The sequence below is a fragment of the Paraburkholderia sp. BL27I4N3 genome, assembly GCF_003386115.1.
Taxonomy (GTDB): Bacteria; Pseudomonadota; Gammaproteobacteria; order Burkholderiales; family Burkholderiaceae; genus Paraburkholderia.
On record NZ_QREJ01000002.1, the window covers coordinates 198923 to 217970 of the forward strand.

Sequence of the window (19048 nt, forward strand, 5' to 3'; positions counted from 1 at the left end):
ATGGACGGGAAAGAGCGCGGCCGGGCATCAGGTGAGCGGACCTGTAGCCTTCAACAGGCTAGCGCTTCAGCGCGGCCGATAATGCGTCGAGTTGCGAACCCATCCAGTGCTGGAAATCTTTCCCAGGGGGTAAAGTCTCGGTCACGCTGATGGCTGGTACGTGCGAGTTGCTCGCGAGCTTCAGCATGTGCCGGGTCATTGCACTGCTCGCCTGGCTGTTGTAGATCAGGACGTATACACGGCGAGCGGTCAAATCCGTCTCAAATGACGCAATATCCGCCGCACTCGGCTCTGTATCGTTCATCGTTGCAAGCTGGAAGCGCTCGTTGCGCATGTCCAGGCCGATTGCACTGGCCATGTAACCGAAAACCGGCTCCGTCGCTGTCACCGGCACGTGCTCATAGTGCGCTTTAAGGGCAGCGACCTTGTCGTCGACCGGTTTGAGCGAGCTGAGAAAGCGGTCCAGGCGAGCATCGTAGTCACCTTTATGCGCCGGATCGGTGGCTGCCAAATATGCATTCACCGCCTTCGCGACGGCGGGCATCGTCTTCGGGTCGTACCAGAGATGCGGGTTATCACCGGACTTTCGTCCCGTGAGTTGTGCCGCGACAATTGTCGCGCGGTCCGACCTTTTCGAGGCCGCCAGCAGCTTTTCCATCCATGGGTCGTAGTCGGCGCCGTTGTACACAACGAGCGCCGCATTCTGCAGCGCCCGCGCCGTCTTCGGACTGGCTTCAAACAGATGCGGATCCTGGTCTGGATTGCTCAGGATGCTGGTGACCTGCACGTGGTCGCCGCCGAGCTGCCTCACCACGTCACCGTAAAAATTCTCTGCCGCCACGACCGGGACAGGTACCGACGGTGCCGCTGCCATCGTTTGGCCGCAGACGCCGAGCGCAAGTGCAAGCGCGACTGGGTACAGCACCTTAACAAGCCTGTTCATGAATTTCCTTACTCATAGATGTAAACGGATGCCGACTTTTTGGCAGAATCACTTTTCGGCGGCCGACTCGGATCGTTGCCGTCACGTCAGCCGCGCAGTGCGCGCAGCAGGAAAAGGTGTTCGACCGCTGCATCAATCACGTTAAGGCTGCATTCGACGGAGCGAACCTATGCCTCGATTGCATCGCTGTCCGTGCGGTCGCTTTCCGTCGCGGTTTGCGTCGGCCAGGCAGGAAACGGATCGTCATATTGTTCCCATGCGTGCGGACCCACGCCCATCTCGGCATCCGTCAAAAGACACGCATCGAACCCTGCGCGCAGCGCAGCTTCGTCGATGCCGGTGCCGATGACGACCAGTTCCTGCTGGCGGTCGCCAAATGGCGCCGACCAGCGCTCCGAGATCATCGCGCGGCTTTCAGCATCCTCAGGCCAACGGCTTTGACGTACCGCGGCCCACCATCTGCCGGCTAGACCGTGTCGGGAAATCGCTCCGGCCTGAGACCAGGTCCCGACGAGGTCGTTGCGCGATGCGAGCCAGAAATAACCTTTCGAACGTACTACACCCGGCCACTCCATCTTTATCCAGTTCCAGAACGGCGCTGGATGAAAAGGCCTGCGCGCCCGATATGCAAAGCTCGTGATACCGTATTCATCACTTTCGGGGATTCGTTCGCCGCGCATCTCCCTGAGCCATCCGGGTGCCTGCCACGCAGCGCCGAAGTCAAAGCAGCCGGTCCCCATCACGGTTTCAAGCGGTACCTGACCAAACGACGAGATGACGATTTCCGCGCGAGTATTGAGGCCGCGCAGTACGCCCTTCAGTTGCGTCAGCTTCTCCGGCTGGACGAGATCCGCCTTGTTGAGAAGGATCACGTCGGCAAATTCGATCTGCTCGGTAATGAGATCCACGACGGTGCGCCCGTCCTCATCACCCATCGTTTCGCCCCGGTCACGCAAGTGGTCGTGTGAGCTGTAGTCGCGCACAAAGTTGTACGCGTCGACGACGGTGACCATGGTGTCCAGTTGCGCCACGTCGGAGAGGCTAAGGCCGCTCTCATCACGGAACGTGAACGTCTCGGCAACCGGTAGCGGTTCCGATATACCCGTCGACTCAATCAACAGATAGTCGAACCGTCCTTCCGCTGCCAGGCTCCTTATGTCGACCAGCAGGTCTTCCCGCAGGGTGCAGCAGATGCAGCCGTTGCTCATTTCCACCAGCCGCTCCTCGGAGCGCGAGAGCTGCGCGCCACCTTCGCGTATCAGGCGAGCATCAATGTTCACCTCGGACATGTCGTTGACGATGACGGCAACGCGTCTTCCCGCCCGGTTATTGAGCACGTGATTGAGCAGGGTTGTCTTGCCGGCGCCGAGAAATCCCGAAAGGACCGTGACAGGAAGTTTGTTCATAACGGATCGCGCGAGTGATTTTGTAGTTATGTTATAACATTGCACATATCTCATGTTGTTTTTTTACTTCCACACATACCGCTAATGCGACATTTGCGACCATCGAGAGTCGGCAGGCACACAGCAGCGAAGCCCTCGCGGTTCACGCCGCTGCGACAGCTGGTGCTGGGGCTTCTGAATGCCCGCGGAGGATCTGCAACAGCCTATGAGCTACTCGAAGATCTACACCGGCAGCGTCCGCATGCCGCGCCACCTACCGTTTATCGCGCATTGCAGTTTCTGATCAGGGAAGGTCTGGTCAGTCATGTCTCAACCACAAGCACCTTTCGCATGACTGAACAGAACGGCGGCCGCCACGAGATCCTCGCCGTCTGCACCCGCTGCCATTCCGTGCGCGCACTGCATGACGCAACGCTCGAGCTGGTCCTGCTCGGTGCCGCACAGACTGCTCACTTCCGCGTGGACGGACAGCAAACCGAGATCAAGGGCGTCTGCGAGGACTGCGCGGCGCTCGCGACGGATCGTACCGTCGGCAAAAAGTAACGGTATGTTTCAATCTGTTGCGTAATAATATAACATTGCATTCGATGTGCAAGGTTTATCGCCGCGACCCGCATGAGTTGCCATCACGGCAGCACGGCCCGCTCGCCTTTGCCCGCGCCTGGAGTTCGTCGCCCGAGCAGCAACTACCTGCTGCGGTGAGGTTTCTGATTCGTATACCTAACAAATACCTGACAAGATGAGACATCGTCACCGCCTCGCCCACGCCGCGCTATGGTCATTCGCGCTTGCCGCCCGCGCTCACGCCGCCCCGGCCGACGCTGCGGTCGGCGGCACCATCGCCGACAGCGCAGGCCAACCCGTTGGCAACGCCACGGTCACTCTTCAGGATTCAGCGGGCGCGTCTGTCGGGGAGGGACACACTGACGCGATCGGGCATTTCACAGTCGGGCACGTCGCGCCTGGAACTTATGCTGTTGTTGTTTCCGCCCCCGGATTTACCAGCGGAAGCAGCGTTGCCACTACCAGTCCGGGGCAGGAAAGCTCTGTGTCGATTGCACTTTCAAAAAGCGATACGCTCGATGTGCAGGTTAATGCGCAGCGGCTGAACCGGGCACGCAACGACCTGTTGCCTGAAACGGGCAGCAGCGTCTACCGCTTCAGCCAGAGCGACATCAACAACCTGCCGGCAGGGCAGGACACGCCGCTCAACCAGGTCCTTTTGCAGGCGCCCGGGGTTGCCAGCGACTCCTACGGCCAATTGCACGTGCGCGGCGATCACGCAAACCTGCAGTACCGGATCAATGGTGTCATCATTCCCGAGCCGATCAGCGGGTTCGGGCAGTCACTCGACAGCCGCATCATCGACCAGCTGAATTTTCTGACGGGCGCGCTTCCTGCCCAGTATGGCTATCGCACAGCGGGCATTGTCGATATCAGGACCAAATCGGGCGATACCGGTAATGGCGGTTCCATTGATGTATTTGGCGGCAGCCATCAGACCATCAAGACGAGCGGTGACGTATTCGGCAGTCAGGGGCCTTTCAGCTACTATTTCAGCGGCTCGCTCGGCGAGAACAATCTGGGTATCGAAAACCCGACGTCGAGCGCCAGTGCGATACACGATCACACGCGTCAGGGCGACGCTTTCGGTTACATGTCGTACATCATCAATCCGCTCACGCGCGTGAGTGTGATGTTCGGTACGACCAGCAATCAGTTTGAAATTCCCAATACGCCAGGCCTGCCCACTGCATTTACGCTGAACGGCAACACGAGCTTCGATTCGAGCCAGCTCAATGAAACCCAGTCAGAACTCAACCAGTTTGCCGTAGTAGCGCTGCAGGGAACCAACGGGGCGGCACTGGACTATCAACTTGCCGTTTTCACCCGCTATTCACGCACCCAGTTCAACCCCGACCCGGTCGGCGACCTGCTGTTTAACGGTGTCGCGGCAAGCGATTTTCACAGCGATCGGGCGAATGGGGTTCAACTGGACACAACCTACCGGCTAAACGAAAAGCACACGATCCGCGCGGGCATCTTTTTCCAGCAGGAACACGCAATCTTTGACAACAGTCTCGCTGTCTTTCCGGTTGACGCCGAGGGCAACCAGTCGTCCGATCAGCCGGTTACCATTCCTGACTCCAGCAGCAAAACCGGCTACCTGTATAGCGCCTATGTGCAGGATGAGTGGAAGCTCACCGACAGGCTCACCATTAACTATGGCTTGCGCTACGACAAGATGGACCAGTACGTCAGCGCGAGCCAGGTGAGCCCGCGCGTCGGGTTGGTGTACGCGCTAACGCCGTCCACCACCGTTCACGCGGGTTACGCGCGCTACTTCACGCCGCCCGCGTTCGAACTCGTAGCCGACTCCGACATCGCGCGGTTTGCGGGGACCACAGCCCAGGTGTCCGGACAGAACGATCCGGTTCAACCCGAGCGCAGCCACTACTTCGACCTGGGCGTCATCCAGCGGCTGACGCCGTCGCTGACCGTCGGGCTTGACGCCTACTACAAGAAGTCGACCAATCTGCTCGACGAAGGCCAGTTTGGCACCGCGCTAATCTTTACCCCCTTCAACTATCAGTACGGCCGGACCTATGGTGTCGAGTTCACGGCCAATTACAAGCAGGATAACGTTTCCGCCTATCTGAATCTCGCGTTCAGCCGCGCACAGGGCAAGAATATCAATTCCGCGCAGTTCAATTTCGGCGCCGACGAACTCGCGTTCATCAGTGACCACTACGTATTTCTCGATCACGATCAACGCGTGACCGCGTCATTTGGCGGCACGTACGAACTCGGCCGTACCACATTCACGTTTGACGGACTGGTTGGAAGTGGCCTGCGCAGCGGCTTTGCCAATACCGATCGTCTGCCGGTTTACGCACAGGTCAACCTTGGCGTGATCCAGCACTTCAACGTCAACAATCCCCTGATTGGCAAATTCGACGCGCGACTGCTTCTCGTGAATGCGTTCAACCGCGTGTACGAGCTGCGCGACGGCTCTGGCATTGGAGTGGGCGCTCCGCAATACGGACCTCACATCGCGCTGTACGCGGGTATTTCCAAAAAGTTTTGACGCCTGACCAAAGGATGCCGGAATGAAAGACTGGATGAATCTTATGGACGCCGTGCAGCTTGGCGGGTGGGTCATCTACCCGCTCAGCCTGCTTGCGATCGTGGCGATCGCGATTGTGGTTGACCGATCATATGTCTTTACGCGTTTCGCCCGCCGGCCCGGCGCAAGTCTGTGCGCCCCGGTTACCGCCGACGCGTCGCCCGGCGCAATCGTTGAGGCATTTGATTCGCTGCCGGCGGAGCATGTTTTCCGACGCCTGAGCGAGCCGCTTGCGCGCCAGCCGTCTGTGCCTGTCTGGTATCGCGAGGCGAAGACCGAAGTGATCGCCTCAGCGATCGAGCGGGATATGAGCAGGGGCTTCTGGGTACTCGAAACGATCGTGACCGCTGCGCCACTGCTTGGGTTGCTGGGTACGATCGTGGGCATGATGCATTCGTTCCAGCTCTTCGGCGCAAGCGGTCTGGTCAATCCGGGCGGCGTCACCGGCGGCGTCGCCCAATCACTGGTGGCGACAGCGGTTGGCCTGGTCGTCGCATTGTTCTCGCTGTTCGCCTTCAACTACTTTTCCCGGCGCCTCGAGCGGCTGATGGACGAACTCGAAGCGTTCGCAAATGAACGCCTTAGCGGGATCCGCCTCGCTTCCGAAACGGGCGGTAATACGCCGTGAAGTTTCGTCGCTCCCGTGCCGCGAAGCGCGGCCGCATCGAAATCATTCCGATGATCGATGTGATGTTTTTCCTGCTCGCTACGTTCATGCTGGCATCGCTCGCCATGCAACGGCTGGACGCCGTGAAGGTCAACCTGCCATCGGGTCATGCGCAACAGATGGCGGTGGAGGGGCCACCCACTTTGACGGTCGACCGCGGCAACGGGATTTTTGTCAACCGCGAACCGGTTCGGCTCGATCAGGTGGAGCCTGCCATGAGGCGCGCACTGCACCCAGACCATGACGTCATTGTCGCCGCCGATGATGCAGCGGGGCACGGCGTTGTCGTGCGGGCAATGCTGGCGGCCCGACGCGCCGGCGCGGAACATTTTCTCGTTGCAGTTCATCGTGAGTAGACTTTCGCGACTCCGCATCGAGGCGTGTGACAACCGGAAAGTCAGGCTCACGATGGCCGCGGCGCTGGGTGCATTTGCATGGGGAATTTTTCTTGTAGTGCTCGGACGCGGCCTGGATCCTGGACCGGCACGCGAGCGGGTGCTGCAGCAGCCGTTGGAGGTGAGCGTCGTTGACGTACCAGAACCCGGTCCAACGCCGCCCATGGTCAGAACACGCTCATCACAGGCGAGCACTGAGCTGCACACGGTCGCCCCACCAAAACAACCGTCACTCAATCCAGCACATACCCCCACGCTGCCAGTTCGCACGCCGATGCCTGCTGCGAAGGCACCCCTGACGATGCACGCCCCGGAATCCGCGCCGGTCGCGAAGCCCGAGACCGGTTCGCCGGGACAGACGGCGACCGCGGCGCTATCATCGCCGTCGCCTGCCATCGGTGCGCCAGGCACTCAGGAGACATCTGCGGGTTCGCCTACCGGCAACTCACCCGCGCGGGCAATCGCGCAGCCGCTGCCCCCGGTTCCCGACGAATTGCGGGAGCAGGCCTACCAGACGGTCGCCACAGCCCGCCTCGTCATCCATACGGACGGATCCGTCGCGGTCGAACTTATCAAGCCTACGCAGTACCCGCGTCTCAATCAGATTGTTCTCGAGACCTTGCGAAGCTGGCGTTTTTTTCCCGCAATGCAAGACGGACGCCCGGTTGAAACCCGGCAAGACATTCGCGTGCACTTTAACGTGAGTTGATGCACAGCGGCTCTCCGGCAGTAGCGCGAGGCGACCGGCTTCGAGGCCGACCAGGGGTCGGTGTGCGTGCGCAGCAGGCGACTCTGCTATGCGAACGGCCGAACGAGCACGGTGAACGGCCATAGCGAAGTGAATGGACGAACGTCGGCTCCGGCCGAATTGTGCGGGTAGTTCGTTCGTCGGGTCAGGAAGCTGCAGGCGGTCCAACGACAGGCCTCTCTGCTCACCGAACGGCAGGCCGTGGACGCACCGGGAAATTGGAGGGCAAACTTTCAACTCGCATGGGGTGTAAGCAATGGCTATCCGCAGCCGACCCTAAGTTGACTGGCGCGGGACAGCACGTCTTGCATGGTAAAACCGGAACTTGCTCGGTGCAGTGCGCTACTTTTGCGCAACGAAGCTGGCGCAGATCTGGTGAATATCGCAAACGATCGGCGACCGGTAGTCGAGCCTCCATCCGTCGGCGAAGAGCGGCGCGAGCGAACGTTCCGTAGTTAGCGGGAATATCTGAAGGACGCTCGGCGCCAGTTCGGCGGCAGCGGCCGCCAGCGCAATCCGATCCTCCCAATGACATGTCGCTCCATTCGCTTTCAGCCAGATACGCGAAGACTCGACCAGGTGATCAGTGCGTAACCAGCTGCCGGTTCGCGCCATTGCGACAAGCTCCCCAATCACCAGGTAGCAGAGGAGTTCAGCGCGTGCCTCATCATCGAGCTTCTCAGGGAGTAACATGTCGAACGACGTTTCGGATCTGTAACCGGCCACCAGGTGGCGCATGGTCGGGACGTGCGGCGACAACTGGCCGCCGCGGTGATGGGTGCCACCTGGTGCCGATTGACGGATGGTCAGGTCTCACTGCTCAGTCTGCATGGGGTTCGTCTGCATTGGATGCGCATTGAATGCGCTGGACGATGGCGTTGAACCGTTCTTCGCCACCGCGCGTGTGAACGCACTTCCCGTCGGGAGCATCGATCGTGCTGACCGCTGCGCCGCCACGACCCCGCCAATGCAGTCTGCTACAGAGGCTTGTTTTCGCATCCTGAGCACAACGCGCAGCGGTGCGAGCCGGGACACTATTGCGCCGCGGTCAGTTTCAGTCCGGGCCTCAATGCCGGCGACGGTTCCTGCAGGCCTTTGCGCTCGTCGGAGACCTGCTCGATGCCTTTACTGGCCACCTCCTCCAGAAAGGTCAGCCGGGCCCGATAGTAATCAACGCGTAGCTGTGCATCGAGCACGTGCTGCTCGGCCTGGAACAGTTCCATGCGCAGGTCATTAAGTGCACGTTCCGCCTGTTTCTCGGGAGTGGGCGCGTGATGTGAAGCCCAGTTTGCAAGCCATCGCAGCATGGTGAAGCCCTCCTGTCGTCGGGTGCCCGGCCACGACAAAGGCTATCAAAGTCTGGAACGACTGTCTGTCAAAAAACGCCAGCGCGACACATGTTGCATAAACGGCACAGCGACGCCTGAGTGCGACGGAGGTGTGATAGCACCAGTTGGCGCATGCGCCACACCCTCCCCAAGGGAATGTCCGGCGATCCGCATTGGCTGCCCCTGCACGCGTGCAAGTGTTGAATCCTTGGTCTGGCGACCCCGCTTAAGCCCGCTTGCCCCGCAACAAAGGTCGCCCCGGATCGTCCGCCTGCGGGACGTGCGATCGAACGCTAGGGTTGCGCAATCAAAGTGCAGCAAGAACGGCCTTCGGCTCAAGAAACGCCCTCCAGCCCAAAACGTACCGTATTCGCGGCCGATACCGGATTGCTTGAAGCCGCCAAACGGCGCGGCCTCGCGTGCGCGCTTTTCATCCGCCGAGAACGCGTACGCCTGCAAGCCGCAGTTCATGTCGCTGGCGATGGTGATCGCATCGTCAGCATCACGGTACGTGATGATCGACAGCAGCGCGCCGAAAATCTCTTCGCGAGCGATCATCATGTCGTTCGTCACGTCGCTGAACACGGGCAGATGAACCATCCAGTGTCGACGCCATCCGGCCGGCCTTCGTCGCCCGCGATCAGGCGCGCTTATTCGTCGACTCCGATGCGGATGTAGCGATGCACGCGCCCCACTGCTTCTGGCGGCATCAGGCCGACGCTCGTTTGCGAATCGCGTGAATCGCCCGGACTGTGTGCGCGCGACTTCCCGCACCCGCGCCCGAATTCCGCGAGCCGCTGTTGAGGCACGCATGCGCGTGCCCGCGATTCAGGCCTGGCCGCTGTTCATGAAGCCGGCCTGAATCGCAAGCGGCGTCACGTGGTCGAAGTTCGTATCGTCGAGCACGGCCACCGGCGACTTGCCGCCGAGTTTATAGCGTCACGCGTTGCAACGTATCGGCGCCGGCATGCAGATTCGTCTTGCCGACTGCCGCAGGGCCGGTGAACGGCAGTTTCGCCACAGACCCGCGGCACCTATCTGCGAATGTCAGCATAGCCAGCCTTCCACCGTCGCACGCTGCTCGACTGTCGACCGTCGGTTATGGCCGATTCGGATCAAGAGACTGCTTGAGCGGACACCGCGAGACAATGTAACTCCCATCAACTCAAGGGGAGTCTGTCATGGGAAGCAATCAAAGCCGTGAGCCCTGGAACAAAGACAAGTTGATCGGTCAGAAGCCGCCGCTGAAACCGAAAGACGTCTGGGCAATCCGGATTCACCTCCAGAACGCGCACGCGATTCGCGATCTGGCGTTATTCAATCTTGCGATCGACAGCAAGCTGCGCGGGTGCGATCTCGTCAACTTGCATGTACGCGACGTAACCCACGGCAATCAGATTTTGCCGCGTGCGATGATAATGCAGCGAAAAACCAAACGACCCGTTCAGTTTGAGGTCACAGAGCCGGCTCGCGCTGCAGTCGCTGCATGGATCGAGAAGGCCGGGCTGAGGTCTGACGGGTATCTTTTCCCGAGCCGCCTTTCTCGGTTTCCACATATATCAACGCGACAATACGCCCGCATGGTGCATCAGTGGGTGGCGGCGATCGGCCTTGATCCGACCGCTTACGGCACGCACACGATGCGCCGGACGAAAGCGACCTTGATTTATAAGCGGACGAAAAATCTCAGAGCTGTTCAACTCCTGCTTGGTCATAGCAAACTTGAAAGCACTGTTCGATATCTCGGTATAGAGGTCGACGATGCGCTCGAGATCTCGGAGCAAACAGAGATCTAAGAACAGGCCGCGGCCGTACGATACGCAGTTTGTCTCTGCGGCCGCATTTCGTGATGGGCAGCAGCATCACCGCTCGAGGCCAGGAGCGGCAGGTGGCCGATCACGCTGTGACGGTCATTGACGTCTGTCTTCGAACGTGGGCAGCAGGCCCTGATTCACTCCTGATGCTTGTTGTACCGCACGTCGAAGTGCCAACAGCCATGCGCCTCGTGCGTGGTTTGAAGGCTGCGGCGAGCTCCCTGGTTTTATGTGACCGGCCTGTCACAGCTTGAAAAGTCAATTACCAGCATCTACCGCCCTTCGTAGACCCCGAGGAGAGAGACAAACGAAGGGCCGCTTCCAGCCGTGAAACTGACCTTCGAATGTCCGCGTGACGGCGCGATGAACGTCAGAAGCTGGCTGTGAACGCCAGTTCAATGAAGGTGGTGTAGAGCAGCCGTTGAAATCTTCGACGGCTGCTCGCAAGCAACATCTGTGGATGAGTACAGTCGGCCCAGAGCGTGTCAAAACGCCATTTTGACGCGTTAAAATCTTTCATCCGATAGCAAGGGATGAGCAAGATGAAACGGTTCGTTCAAGGCGACAATCGTACGCAAAGCTTTCTCCTCCCTGAAGCGCTCGATGACTATGTGACGGACACCAATCCCGTGCGCGTAGTTGATGTCTTTGTCGATGAGCTTGATCTTCATAAGCTTGGGTTTGAAGGCGTAGAACCAGCGTTGACAGGTCGGCCGTCATATCACCCCGAGGTGATGCTCAAGATCTACATCTACGGTTACCTGAACCGTATTCAATCTAGCCGTCGCCTTGAACGCGAGGCCCAGCGCAACGTCGAACTCATGTGGCTCACGGGCCGCCTGGCACCGGACTTCAAGACCATTGCTCGGTTCCGCAAGGACAACGGCAAAGCGATCCGTAGCGTCTGCCGTCAGTTCGTCGTGCTGTGCCAGCGTCTGGACCTCTTTGCCGAAGCGATCGTTGCGATTGACGGCAGCAAGTTCAAGGCCGTGAACCACCGCGACCGCAACTTCACAAGCGCGAAGCTTGAGCGACGCATGCGCGACATCGAGTCAAGTATCGCCCGCTATCTCGATGCGATGGACACAGCGGATCGTCAGGAGCCTGCCATCGCAAAGGTCAGGACAGAGCGATTGCAGGACAAGATTGCGGCCTTGAAGGAACAGATGCGAGGCCTCAAGGAGATCGAGGTCCAGCTCAACGCAGCACCCGACAAACAGGTATCGCTCACGGACCCAGATGCCCGTTCGATGAAGACTCGAGGAACGGGGGTCGTCGGCTACAACGTCCAGACTGCGGTCGACACGAAGCACCATTTGATTGTCGCGCATGTCGTTACCAATGATGGCCTCGATCGTGATCAGTTGACGTCGATGGCGAAGCTTGCCCGCACAGAGATGGCCGTCGACAAGCTCACTGCAGTTGCTGATCGGGGCTACTACAAGAGCGAGGAGATACTTGCATGCCATGAGGCCGGAATAAGCGTGTTCATTCCGAAGTCGGTGACATCGAGCGCAACGGCGAATGGTCGCTTCGGCAAGGATGACTTCATTTACGACGCACAAGCGAACCAATATCGGTGCCCGGCAGGCGAGCGGCTCATCTGGCGATTTTCAATTGTTGAGCGCGGTCTGAAGATCAGCAAGTACTGGAGTTCGAATTGCCAGCAATGTTCGCTAAAAGGCGACTGCACGCCAGGCCCGCAACGTCGCGTGGCACGCTGGGAACACGAAGCCGTTCTTGACGAGATGCAAGCGCGACTTGATCACGCCCCTGAGATGATGCGCATCCGGCGACAGACTGTCGAGCATCCGTTCGGGACGATCAAGGCATGGATGGGCGCCACTCATTTCCTGACGCGGACCATCGAACGAGTGAGCACGGAAATGAGCTTGCACGTGCTGGCGTACAACATGAAGCGAGTGATCAAGCTACTCGGTTCAGAAGCGGTGCTGACGGCGATGCGGGCGTGACGCCCGTTGGAGGTGCGCGGTCGCGATAATTTCGGCTTTGATTTGACGCCGGTCACCGCAATCGGAAAGTCGCGACCTGCGGCAAGACAGGTTTCGTTAATTTCCGGTTTCTACGCGTTTTGACACGCTCTGGGCCAAGAGGTGTCGTTCGCATGCGTCGCCTGCCGGACGTTCAGGCGTCGGCTCCACCACTGTAACCGGCCATCCAATCGTAGAGGACGGACGCTCGCGCATCTTAAGGTTTGTTCGATGCCTGCCCGTGTCCACAGGCCTGGAGGTGCACGACGGGACGTGTGGGCAGGCGTTGAATAAACCTGAAGGGAGGAAACCGCGGGATGCCGCGATGCGGTGGGAAGCTTTGAGGCTATGGCGATTGATGAGCCGGGATGCCAGGCAGTGTTGCGGGATGCGCAGTCAGGCGGGGTGGCGGATCGGGACTGACGCGTTGACGAAGCGGCGCAGTGGCGCAGTCGGAAGGGCGAAGTGGACGTGGGAGCGACTGCGTGAAGCGACAGGCGCAAACGTCCGCTCGTGGGCCGCGTTGCCGCGAAGCCGACGGTCGGGTAGCACGTCCGGAAACCGTTGTATTCATGTCGGGCCCCGGCGCGTGGGGGGCGCGCGGATCGGTGCGGTGCGCGCGAGGATATCGATGACCATCATCGGCGCGCCGCAGTGGCGGCAGATGAAGGCGGGCCGTGTTTCCCTGACGGCTTCGCGCGGAGACGTGGCGACGCCGGTGGCAACGTGCAGCAGTTCGCGCACCTTCGCGAGTCTGGCGCGGCGCACCGGGTTGGCAAGCAGTCCGTAGTGACGGATGCGATGGAAGCCGCCAGGCAGGACATGCAGCATGAAGCGGCGCATGAACTCGCCGGCCTCGAGGGTCATGGTCTTGTAGCGGGTGCGCCCCTTCGCGCGATAGTCTTTCCAGCGGAACGTGACGCCGCGCTCGTCGAAGGCGAGCAGACGCTGGTTGGAAATCGCCACCCGGTGCGTATAGCGTGAGAGATACGCGAGTACCGCTTCGGGTCCCGCAAAGGGACGCTTGGCATAGACGACCCATTCGCAGGCACGCAGCGGCGCGAGCCATGCGGTGAAGACGGCCGGATCGGTGAGGCTGGCATATTCGCCGAAGAACTGCAGTTGGCCCTGCCGGTGCGCCGCTTCGAGTGCCTCCAGGAAGCGGCGCCGGAACAGGCGTGACAGGACGCGCACCGGCAGGAAGAAGCCGGGCTGGCAGGCGATCCACCGCTGCCCGTCGGGCGACAGGCCGCCGCCGGGGACGATGCCATGCACGTGCGGGTGATGCGTAAGCGCCGAGCCCCACGTGTGCAGCACGAGCGTGGTGCCGATCTGCGCGCCGAGGTGCCTGGGGTCTGCCGCGATGGTACGCAGCGTCTCGGCGGCGATATCGAACAGCAGCCCATAGAGCACCGCCTTGTTGTACCAGGCGATCGCACTGATCGCGGCAGGTAGCGTGAAGACGACGTGGTAATACTCCACAGGCAGCAGGTCGGCCTGACGTGCCTCGAGCCACCGGTGTGCGGCGCTCGCCTGGCACTTTGTGCAATGTCTATTACGACACGAGTTATAGGCGATCTCAACCTTTGCGCAGCCGGAACAGCGCAGCACATGTCCCCCCAGCGCCGCGCTGCGGCACTGTTCGATGGCCGACATGACCTTCAGCTGCCCCAGGCTCAGCGCTACCGTACGGCGCCACGCTGGCCCGCAGGCGCGGAAGATATCCGCGACCTCCAGCACGGAGGGCTCCGCGTGCGGCCGGGCTAGCCGGCGGGCAGGCGGTCCAGTGGACTGATCACCTTGCGCAGGAGATCAGTGGCGACCTGGGTATAGAGCGTGGTGGTCTCGATCTGCCTGTGTCCAAGGAGCACCTGGATCACGCGGATATCTTCCTTCTGTTCCAGCAGGTGCGTGGCAAACGAATGCCTCAGCGTATGCATGGAGACGCGCTTGTTGATGTTTGCGGCCTCGGCGGCCGCATGGATGGCGCGGGTCAGTTGCCGCGTGCTGAGCGGGTCGATCGGATCAAGGCCCGGAAAGAGCCACCCGCCATCGAGCATGCAGCCCTGGGCACGGGCCACGCGCCACCAGACGCGCAGACGTTCGAGCAGGACCGGCGAAAGCATCGCGTAGCGGTCGCGGCGGCCCTTGCCCTGCTCGATGCGCAGGGTCATGCGCTGGCTGTCGATGTCGCCGACCTTCAGCGCCACCACTTCGCTCGCACGCAGCCCGGCACCATAGGCGACCGACAGCGCGGTCTGATGCTTGAGGTTTCCAGCTGCCGCGATGAGCCGCCGCACCTCCTCGGGGCTGAGCACAACCGGGAGCGTGCGGGGCACGCGTACCGGCTGCATGCGCGCCATCAGCTCAGGCTTGCCGAGCGTGACTTCGAAGAAGAACTTCAGCCCGCTGATCGCGGCGTTCAGCGATATCGGAGACACGCCGTGATCGACCAGATGCAGCTGGTAGTCGCGGAGGTTCTCGACGGTGGCGGTATCGGGTGAACGCCCGAGGTATCGGGCGAACTGACGTACGGCACGCAGATAGGCGGCCTGGGTCTTGGGTGCGAACTTGCGCATGCGCAAGTCCTCAAGCATATGGCGGCGCATCGGGCTGACGCGCGGATCGGAGGAGGTCATGATGGGGCTCCTGCTGGAGGGCGAGGCGGATTGCCTCAACCACCAACATAACCACCGGCGCCACTGGCCTCCCATTCGCCGCCAGAGTCGGGCCGCAGCCCCCTACCGCGCGAGCGGTTTAGTCCCATCGGCCATTGCAGACGCTCAGCTACCGTCCCTCATCCGGCGGCTGCACGGCGCTTACCGGCCGTTCGCCCGAGCCGGATCTTGAGCGGCGACGCTCACATCGGCGAACGCGTACTTACGACCCTGAGCCGCCATCCACCGTCTCTCAATCCGGACGCCCGTTTTTCAAGGTCAAGCAGTCGATCGCGTGTCCAGACGCAGCGACGGAATCGGCAGAAATGCCCGAAGGCGGAACCGATGCTCCAAGAGTTGAATCCCCGAATCCCTTCGTCAACGCTTAGAGGACGCCGTCGCCCAGGCGACCTACGAGCGCTCACGCATCCAATGTTATGCCCCTTCCTCAACAGCAAGTCCCTTCAGGCACACATCCATTTGGCGTTCCGACGAAGTTCACCGATTTGCCTGGAGCGGATAACGCAAGAATTAATAGGGTTTTCCCTGATGTAATTCTGCGACTGTTTGCCTTCCACCCAGGCCGGTAAATTCGATGGAGGCTCAATGAGGGACACGCGCTGCCCTGTGAGCCTCTCACACTCTTGCGCTGGCTTTAGAGTCGCGAAAGCTTGACCTCGCTTTGACGAGAACACCTCGGCAACCACCGGCTATATTAAGGAACATTCAATGGAACACCACAGCGGTACCCTTTCCCCCGAGGCCGCAAACGTCTCCGCTGATCTTTTAGAGAAACTCGCATACGCTACGAAGGAAACAGCCCCACTAGTAGCAGGCCGCCGAACATTCTTCAATTATCGGGATCTCGGTGTTTCCGACGCCACGGACGGTCGAATGAGGGCGCAGGTGACCGTGGCGACAGGCGTGATGCAGCAGACCGGTTGGCATTGCCATGTTTGCGAAACGCAGTTTATTTTCACCCTCCGAGGCTGGATAGATCTTCAGTTCGAAGATGGTCGAGTTATTCGGGTTGGCGCTGGCGAATCGCTTTATATTCCACCTGGTCTCAAACACAATGAAACGGCAATCTCGGAAGATTTCGAGTTCCTGGAAATTTCAGTGCCGGCCAGGATGGGAACAATACCGTGCGAGCCTCCTGAAGGTTTAAAGATCCTCGGCTGAATTGCACGACGTACCGTGGGGGTGACCCGTTTCGGTGGACGGTTACATAGTTGAATTTTGAGTGGATAGATTACCTCCGTTTGAAGAGGTGCTGTGAGTTGTCCACGGCCGGTCGGCGGGTCGCCTGTCACGACCACGACGCCGGCCGGCGGTGGGCGACTCACATGTGGATGAAGTCGGTTTTTGTGCCGCATGCAGCTGTTCGTAAATGATCGGCGAGTAATAGCCGAGCCCGCTATGAAGGCGAAACGGGTTGTACCACGCCTCCAGAAAGTGGAAGATCTCGCGCCGCGCCTGTTCACGCGTGGCGAAGTGCGAGCGCGCCAGCAGTTCGCATTCAAGGGTGGCGAAGAAGCTTTCGCACATGGCGTTGTCGAAGCAATCCGCTACCGTCCCCATCGACAGACGCACGCCAGCCTCGCGGCAGCGCCGGCCGAAGGCGATCGACGTGTACTGGCAACCCTGGTCGGAGTGGTGGATCCCCCGTCGGGTCGGCGTTGCGCCAGTGCCATGTCTAGTGCCCGCAGCATCAATTCGGTGTACAGATGATTTGACATCGACCAGCCGACAATGCGGCGACTGAACACATCGAGAACCACCGCGAGATACAGGAAGCCCTCGCCGGTCGGCACGTAGGTTGCATCGGCCACCCACAGGCGGTTGGGCGCGTCGGCGCTGAAGTGCCGCTGCACCAGATCAGGCGCGGGCCGCGCGTCGGGCTGGCGCCGCGTGGTGGTGATCCAGCGCCGCCGGCTCACGCCGCACAGCCCCGCAATACGCATCAGGCGGGCGACCCGCTTGCGCCCCACGTGAACGCCCTGGTCGACCAGTTCGACGTGAATGCGGGGCATCCCATAGGTGCCGCGCGAGCGCGCGTGTATCGCGCGAATGCGCGCCAGCAGATCCATATCACTGAGTGCCCGTTTCGATGGTCCGCGTCCAAGCCATGCGTAAAAGCCGCTGGTGGAGACCTTCAGCAGCCGCGCCATGGTGGTAATGGGCCAGGTGGCCTGATTCGCTTTCATGAACTCGAACCCTTGTCGGGCACGGTTCCGGTCTCCCGGGCGAACCAGGCCGCCGCTTTTGACAAGATGTCCCGCTCAACCTCCAACTGACGAACCTTGCGGCGCAGCCGTGTCAGTTCCTCGCGTTCCGTGGTGGTCAGCCCGTCGTGCCGTCTGCCTGCGTCACGATCGGCCTGCGCCACCCAGTTGTAGATGGTTTGCGCGGTCGGCTCGAACTCCTTCTCCAGCTCCTCGGGCGTACGCCCGGCCTTGACCAGTTCGACCATCTGGGCCCGGAATTCCGCCGGGTACGGGGTGCGATGCTTCGCCATGGTGGCACCTCCTGTTCAAAAGGATAGGTGTCCATTTTTGCGGGTCAACTTCACCGCTTGGCTCGAAGGCCCACTGGGACGCAGTAAGCATGACCTGAAGTCGTGCTTACCATGCAAGCTAACGGTTCTGACCAACCACGCGGCATGCGGCAGCGGCATTGTTCTGCTTGTCCTGCTTTCCTTGGCGAAGCCGACGGTGCACGCAACCGAGACCGCGAAAGTCCGACGGCTGGACGGAGCGTATGTATCAGTTCAACGGGTATGATGCCTGGTATGTTCGTTACATAAGTCGTCTGGCCGATTGACCTGTCCGGCGGCTGAAGCCCAGGCGATGAAAGGAAGGCCGAAACTGCATCTGTCGTTAAGTCCGGAGGACAGAGCCGCGCTCAACGACTTCGCGAAGCGCGGCGGCACTAGTCCAGCGCTGGCTTTTCGCGCCCGAATCGTCCTGGCCTGTGCAGAGGGACTGGACAATGCGGTTGTGGCCGCTCGCGTTCAGTCGACCGCGCACACAGTCTCCAAATGGCGCAGAAGGTTCATCATGGATGGCCTGCAGGGCTTGACGGATCTTCCTCGCAGCGGGGCTCCACAAAAAATCGGCGAAGCGACGGTGGCCGAGATTGCATCTCGCAAGCCCGACGGTGTCATGGCGGTAAGCAGTGCCCGCCACGTCGCACGAGAGTCTAACGTTTCCGCCTCCACTGTCGGCCGGATATGGCAGAACATGGACAGGCCGGTAAAACGATCCGGATCCCCCGGACAATCCCGTACCGCGCCTCCTTCTCGATCCGAAATCGTTTCTATAAAGGCCGTGCCCACCGTCAACCAGAAAGGACAGGGTTCCAGTGATGACAGACTGGCTACCGACGTGGGTTCGCCGTATCCGCCTGACGATCTTGCGCAGGCGTTTCGCATGGCACCCGTTGGCCTGCTCCTGTCCAGGCAGCGAGTCATCGTGTCCTGCAACTACACGTTCGGTGAAATCTTTGGGTGTGCGCCCAACGAACTGGCTGGACGCTCGCTGGAATACCTCTACCCCTCCGAGGACGAGTTTCGACACATCGGCGAGCGCGCATGGCTGGCAATGAAGGAGACGGGCTTCTATTCCGATGAGCGCATCATGCAAAGGCTTGATGGCAGCCCGTTCTGGTGCCACGTTTCCGGGCGATCAATGAACCGCGACGATCCATTTGCAACTGCGATCTGGGCATTCGAGGATATTTCGTCGGCCCGTCGGGTGACTCGCGACCTGACCCGGCGCGAGCGCGAGGTCGCGCAACTGCTGGTGACGGGAAAAAGCAGCAAGCGGATCGCGCGCGAGCTGCAAATTAGTCATCGAACGGTTGAAGCACACCGTGCCCGGCTTATGCGCAAGTATGCAGCCATGACGACGGGAGAACTGATCGGCAAGCTACTCGGGCGCGATCGGTGACCTTCTCCACTGCCTCTGCGCC

The 19048-nt window shown here is 60.6% G+C and carries 17 protein-coding genes and 1 pseudogene; 9 read left to right on the forward strand and 9 right to left on the reverse strand.

Going from position 1 to position 19048, the window contains the following annotated elements:
• Positions 1-58 precede the first annotated feature (58 nt).
• The gene (locus B0G71_RS38170; RefSeq protein ID WP_106314947.1) at positions 59-943 is read right to left on the reverse strand and encodes a metal ABC transporter solute-binding protein; all 885 of its coding nucleotides are present in this window, start codon (positions 941-943) and stop codon (positions 59-61) included.
• A 167-nt stretch (positions 944-1110) separates the two neighbouring features.
• Complete coding sequence (gene zigA / locus B0G71_RS38175) at positions 1111-2349, reverse strand: zinc metallochaperone GTPase ZigA (RefSeq protein ID WP_116149533.1); 1239 nt, start codon at positions 2347-2349, stop codon at positions 1111-1113.
• A gap of 84 nt (positions 2350-2433) precedes the next feature.
• Between zigA and B0G71_RS38180 the strand changes: the two genes are divergently transcribed.
• The 5 genes from B0G71_RS38180 to B0G71_RS38200 all read left to right on the forward strand — a co-directional run bounded on the left by B0G71_RS38180 (position 2434) and on the right by B0G71_RS38200 (position 7247).
• Complete coding sequence (locus B0G71_RS38180; protein WP_116149535.1) at positions 2434-2892, forward strand: Fur family transcriptional regulator; 459 nt, start codon at positions 2434-2436, stop codon at positions 2890-2892.
• A 196-nt stretch (positions 2893-3088) separates the two neighbouring features.
• Positions 3089-5437 (forward strand): TonB-dependent receptor, encoded by a 2349-nt coding sequence (locus tag B0G71_RS38185; protein WP_116149537.1) that lies wholly within the window; start codon positions 3089-3091, stop codon positions 5435-5437.
• A gap of 22 nt (positions 5438-5459) precedes the next feature.
• A complete protein-coding gene (locus tag B0G71_RS38190; protein ID WP_116120350.1) occupies positions 5460-6104 on the forward strand; it encodes a MotA/TolQ/ExbB proton channel family protein in 645 nt (214 codons plus the stop codon).
• Positions 6101-6499 carry a biopolymer transporter ExbD gene (locus B0G71_RS38195; RefSeq protein WP_116149539.1) on the forward strand — a complete coding sequence of 133 codons (399 nt, stop codon included), beginning with the start codon at positions 6101-6103 and terminating at the stop codon, positions 6497-6499. The genes B0G71_RS38190 and B0G71_RS38195 overlap by 4 nt, the downstream gene beginning before the upstream one ends.
• Positions 6480-7247 (forward strand): energy transducer TonB, encoded by a 768-nt coding sequence (locus tag B0G71_RS38200; protein WP_258875829.1) that lies wholly within the window; start codon positions 6480-6482, stop codon positions 7245-7247. Before B0G71_RS38195 ends, B0G71_RS38200 begins: the two co-directional genes overlap by 20 nt.
• 381 nt (positions 7248-7628) lie before the next feature.
• On the opposite strand, the gene B0G71_RS38205 is transcribed toward B0G71_RS38200, so the two are convergent.
• The 4 genes from B0G71_RS38205 to B0G71_RS42780 all read right to left on the reverse strand — a co-directional run bounded on the left by B0G71_RS38205 (position 7629) and on the right by B0G71_RS42780 (position 9526).
• A complete protein-coding gene (locus B0G71_RS38205; protein ID WP_116149541.1) occupies positions 7629-8024 on the reverse strand; it encodes a hypothetical protein in 396 nt (131 codons plus the stop codon).
• 296 nt (positions 8025-8320) lie between these two features.
• Positions 8321-8593, reverse strand: coding sequence for a hypothetical protein (locus B0G71_RS38210; RefSeq protein WP_106307971.1), 273 nt, complete (start codon positions 8591-8593; stop codon positions 8321-8323).
• 45 nt (positions 8594-8638) lie between these two features.
• Entirely contained in the window at positions 8639-9214 is a 576-nt protein-coding gene (locus B0G71_RS42775; protein ID WP_404935497.1) for an aldehyde dehydrogenase family protein, read from the reverse strand.
• Between the two features lie 228 nt (positions 9215-9442).
• Entirely contained in the window at positions 9443-9526 is an 84-nt protein-coding gene (locus tag B0G71_RS42780) for a hypothetical protein (protein WP_404935500.1), read from the reverse strand.
• Positions 9527-9795: 269 nt separating this feature from the next.
• Here B0G71_RS42780 and B0G71_RS38220 point away from each other — a divergent pair, with 269 nt between their 5' ends.
• Together B0G71_RS38220 and B0G71_RS38225 are read left to right on the forward strand one after the other, a co-directional pair.
• Complete coding sequence (locus B0G71_RS38220; RefSeq protein ID WP_116149543.1) at positions 9796-10410, forward strand: tyrosine-type recombinase/integrase; 615 nt, start codon at positions 9796-9798, stop codon at positions 10408-10410.
• Positions 10411-10970: 560 nt separating this feature from the next.
• Positions 10971-12401 (forward strand): IS1182 family transposase, encoded by a 1431-nt coding sequence (locus B0G71_RS38225; RefSeq protein WP_116149990.1) that lies wholly within the window; start codon positions 10971-10973, stop codon positions 12399-12401.
• 588 nt (positions 12402-12989) lie between these two features.
• Here B0G71_RS38225 and B0G71_RS38230 read toward each other — a convergent pair.
• Both B0G71_RS38230 and B0G71_RS38235 read right to left on the reverse strand, forming a co-directional pair.
• A complete protein-coding gene (locus tag B0G71_RS38230) occupies positions 12990-14159 on the reverse strand; it encodes an IS91 family transposase (RefSeq protein WP_116120096.1) in 1170 nt (389 codons plus the stop codon).
• 23 nt (positions 14160-14182) lie between these two features.
• Positions 14183-15058: a site-specific integrase gene (locus tag B0G71_RS38235; protein WP_116149523.1), complete on the reverse strand. Its 876-nt coding sequence runs from the start codon at positions 15056-15058 to the stop codon at positions 14183-14185.
• Positions 15059-15805: 747 nt separating this feature from the next.
• Between B0G71_RS38235 and B0G71_RS38240 the strand changes: the two genes are divergently transcribed.
• Positions 15806-16258: a cupin domain-containing protein gene (locus B0G71_RS38240; protein ID WP_116149545.1), complete on the forward strand. Its 453-nt coding sequence runs from the start codon at positions 15806-15808 to the stop codon at positions 16256-16258.
• 186 nt (positions 16259-16444) lie between these two features.
• Here B0G71_RS38240 and B0G71_RS38245 read toward each other — a convergent pair.
• A pseudogene (locus B0G71_RS38245) lies at positions 16445-17594 on the reverse strand (IS3 family transposase); the annotation flags it as partial.
• A gap of 331 nt (positions 17595-17925) precedes the next feature.
• Between B0G71_RS38245 and B0G71_RS38250 the strand changes: the two are divergent.
• The gene (locus tag B0G71_RS38250; protein ID WP_116149547.1) at positions 17926-19026 is read left to right on the forward strand and encodes a LuxR C-terminal-related transcriptional regulator; all 1101 of its coding nucleotides are present in this window, start codon (positions 17926-17928) and stop codon (positions 19024-19026) included.
• Positions 19027-19048: the final 22 nt, after the last annotated feature.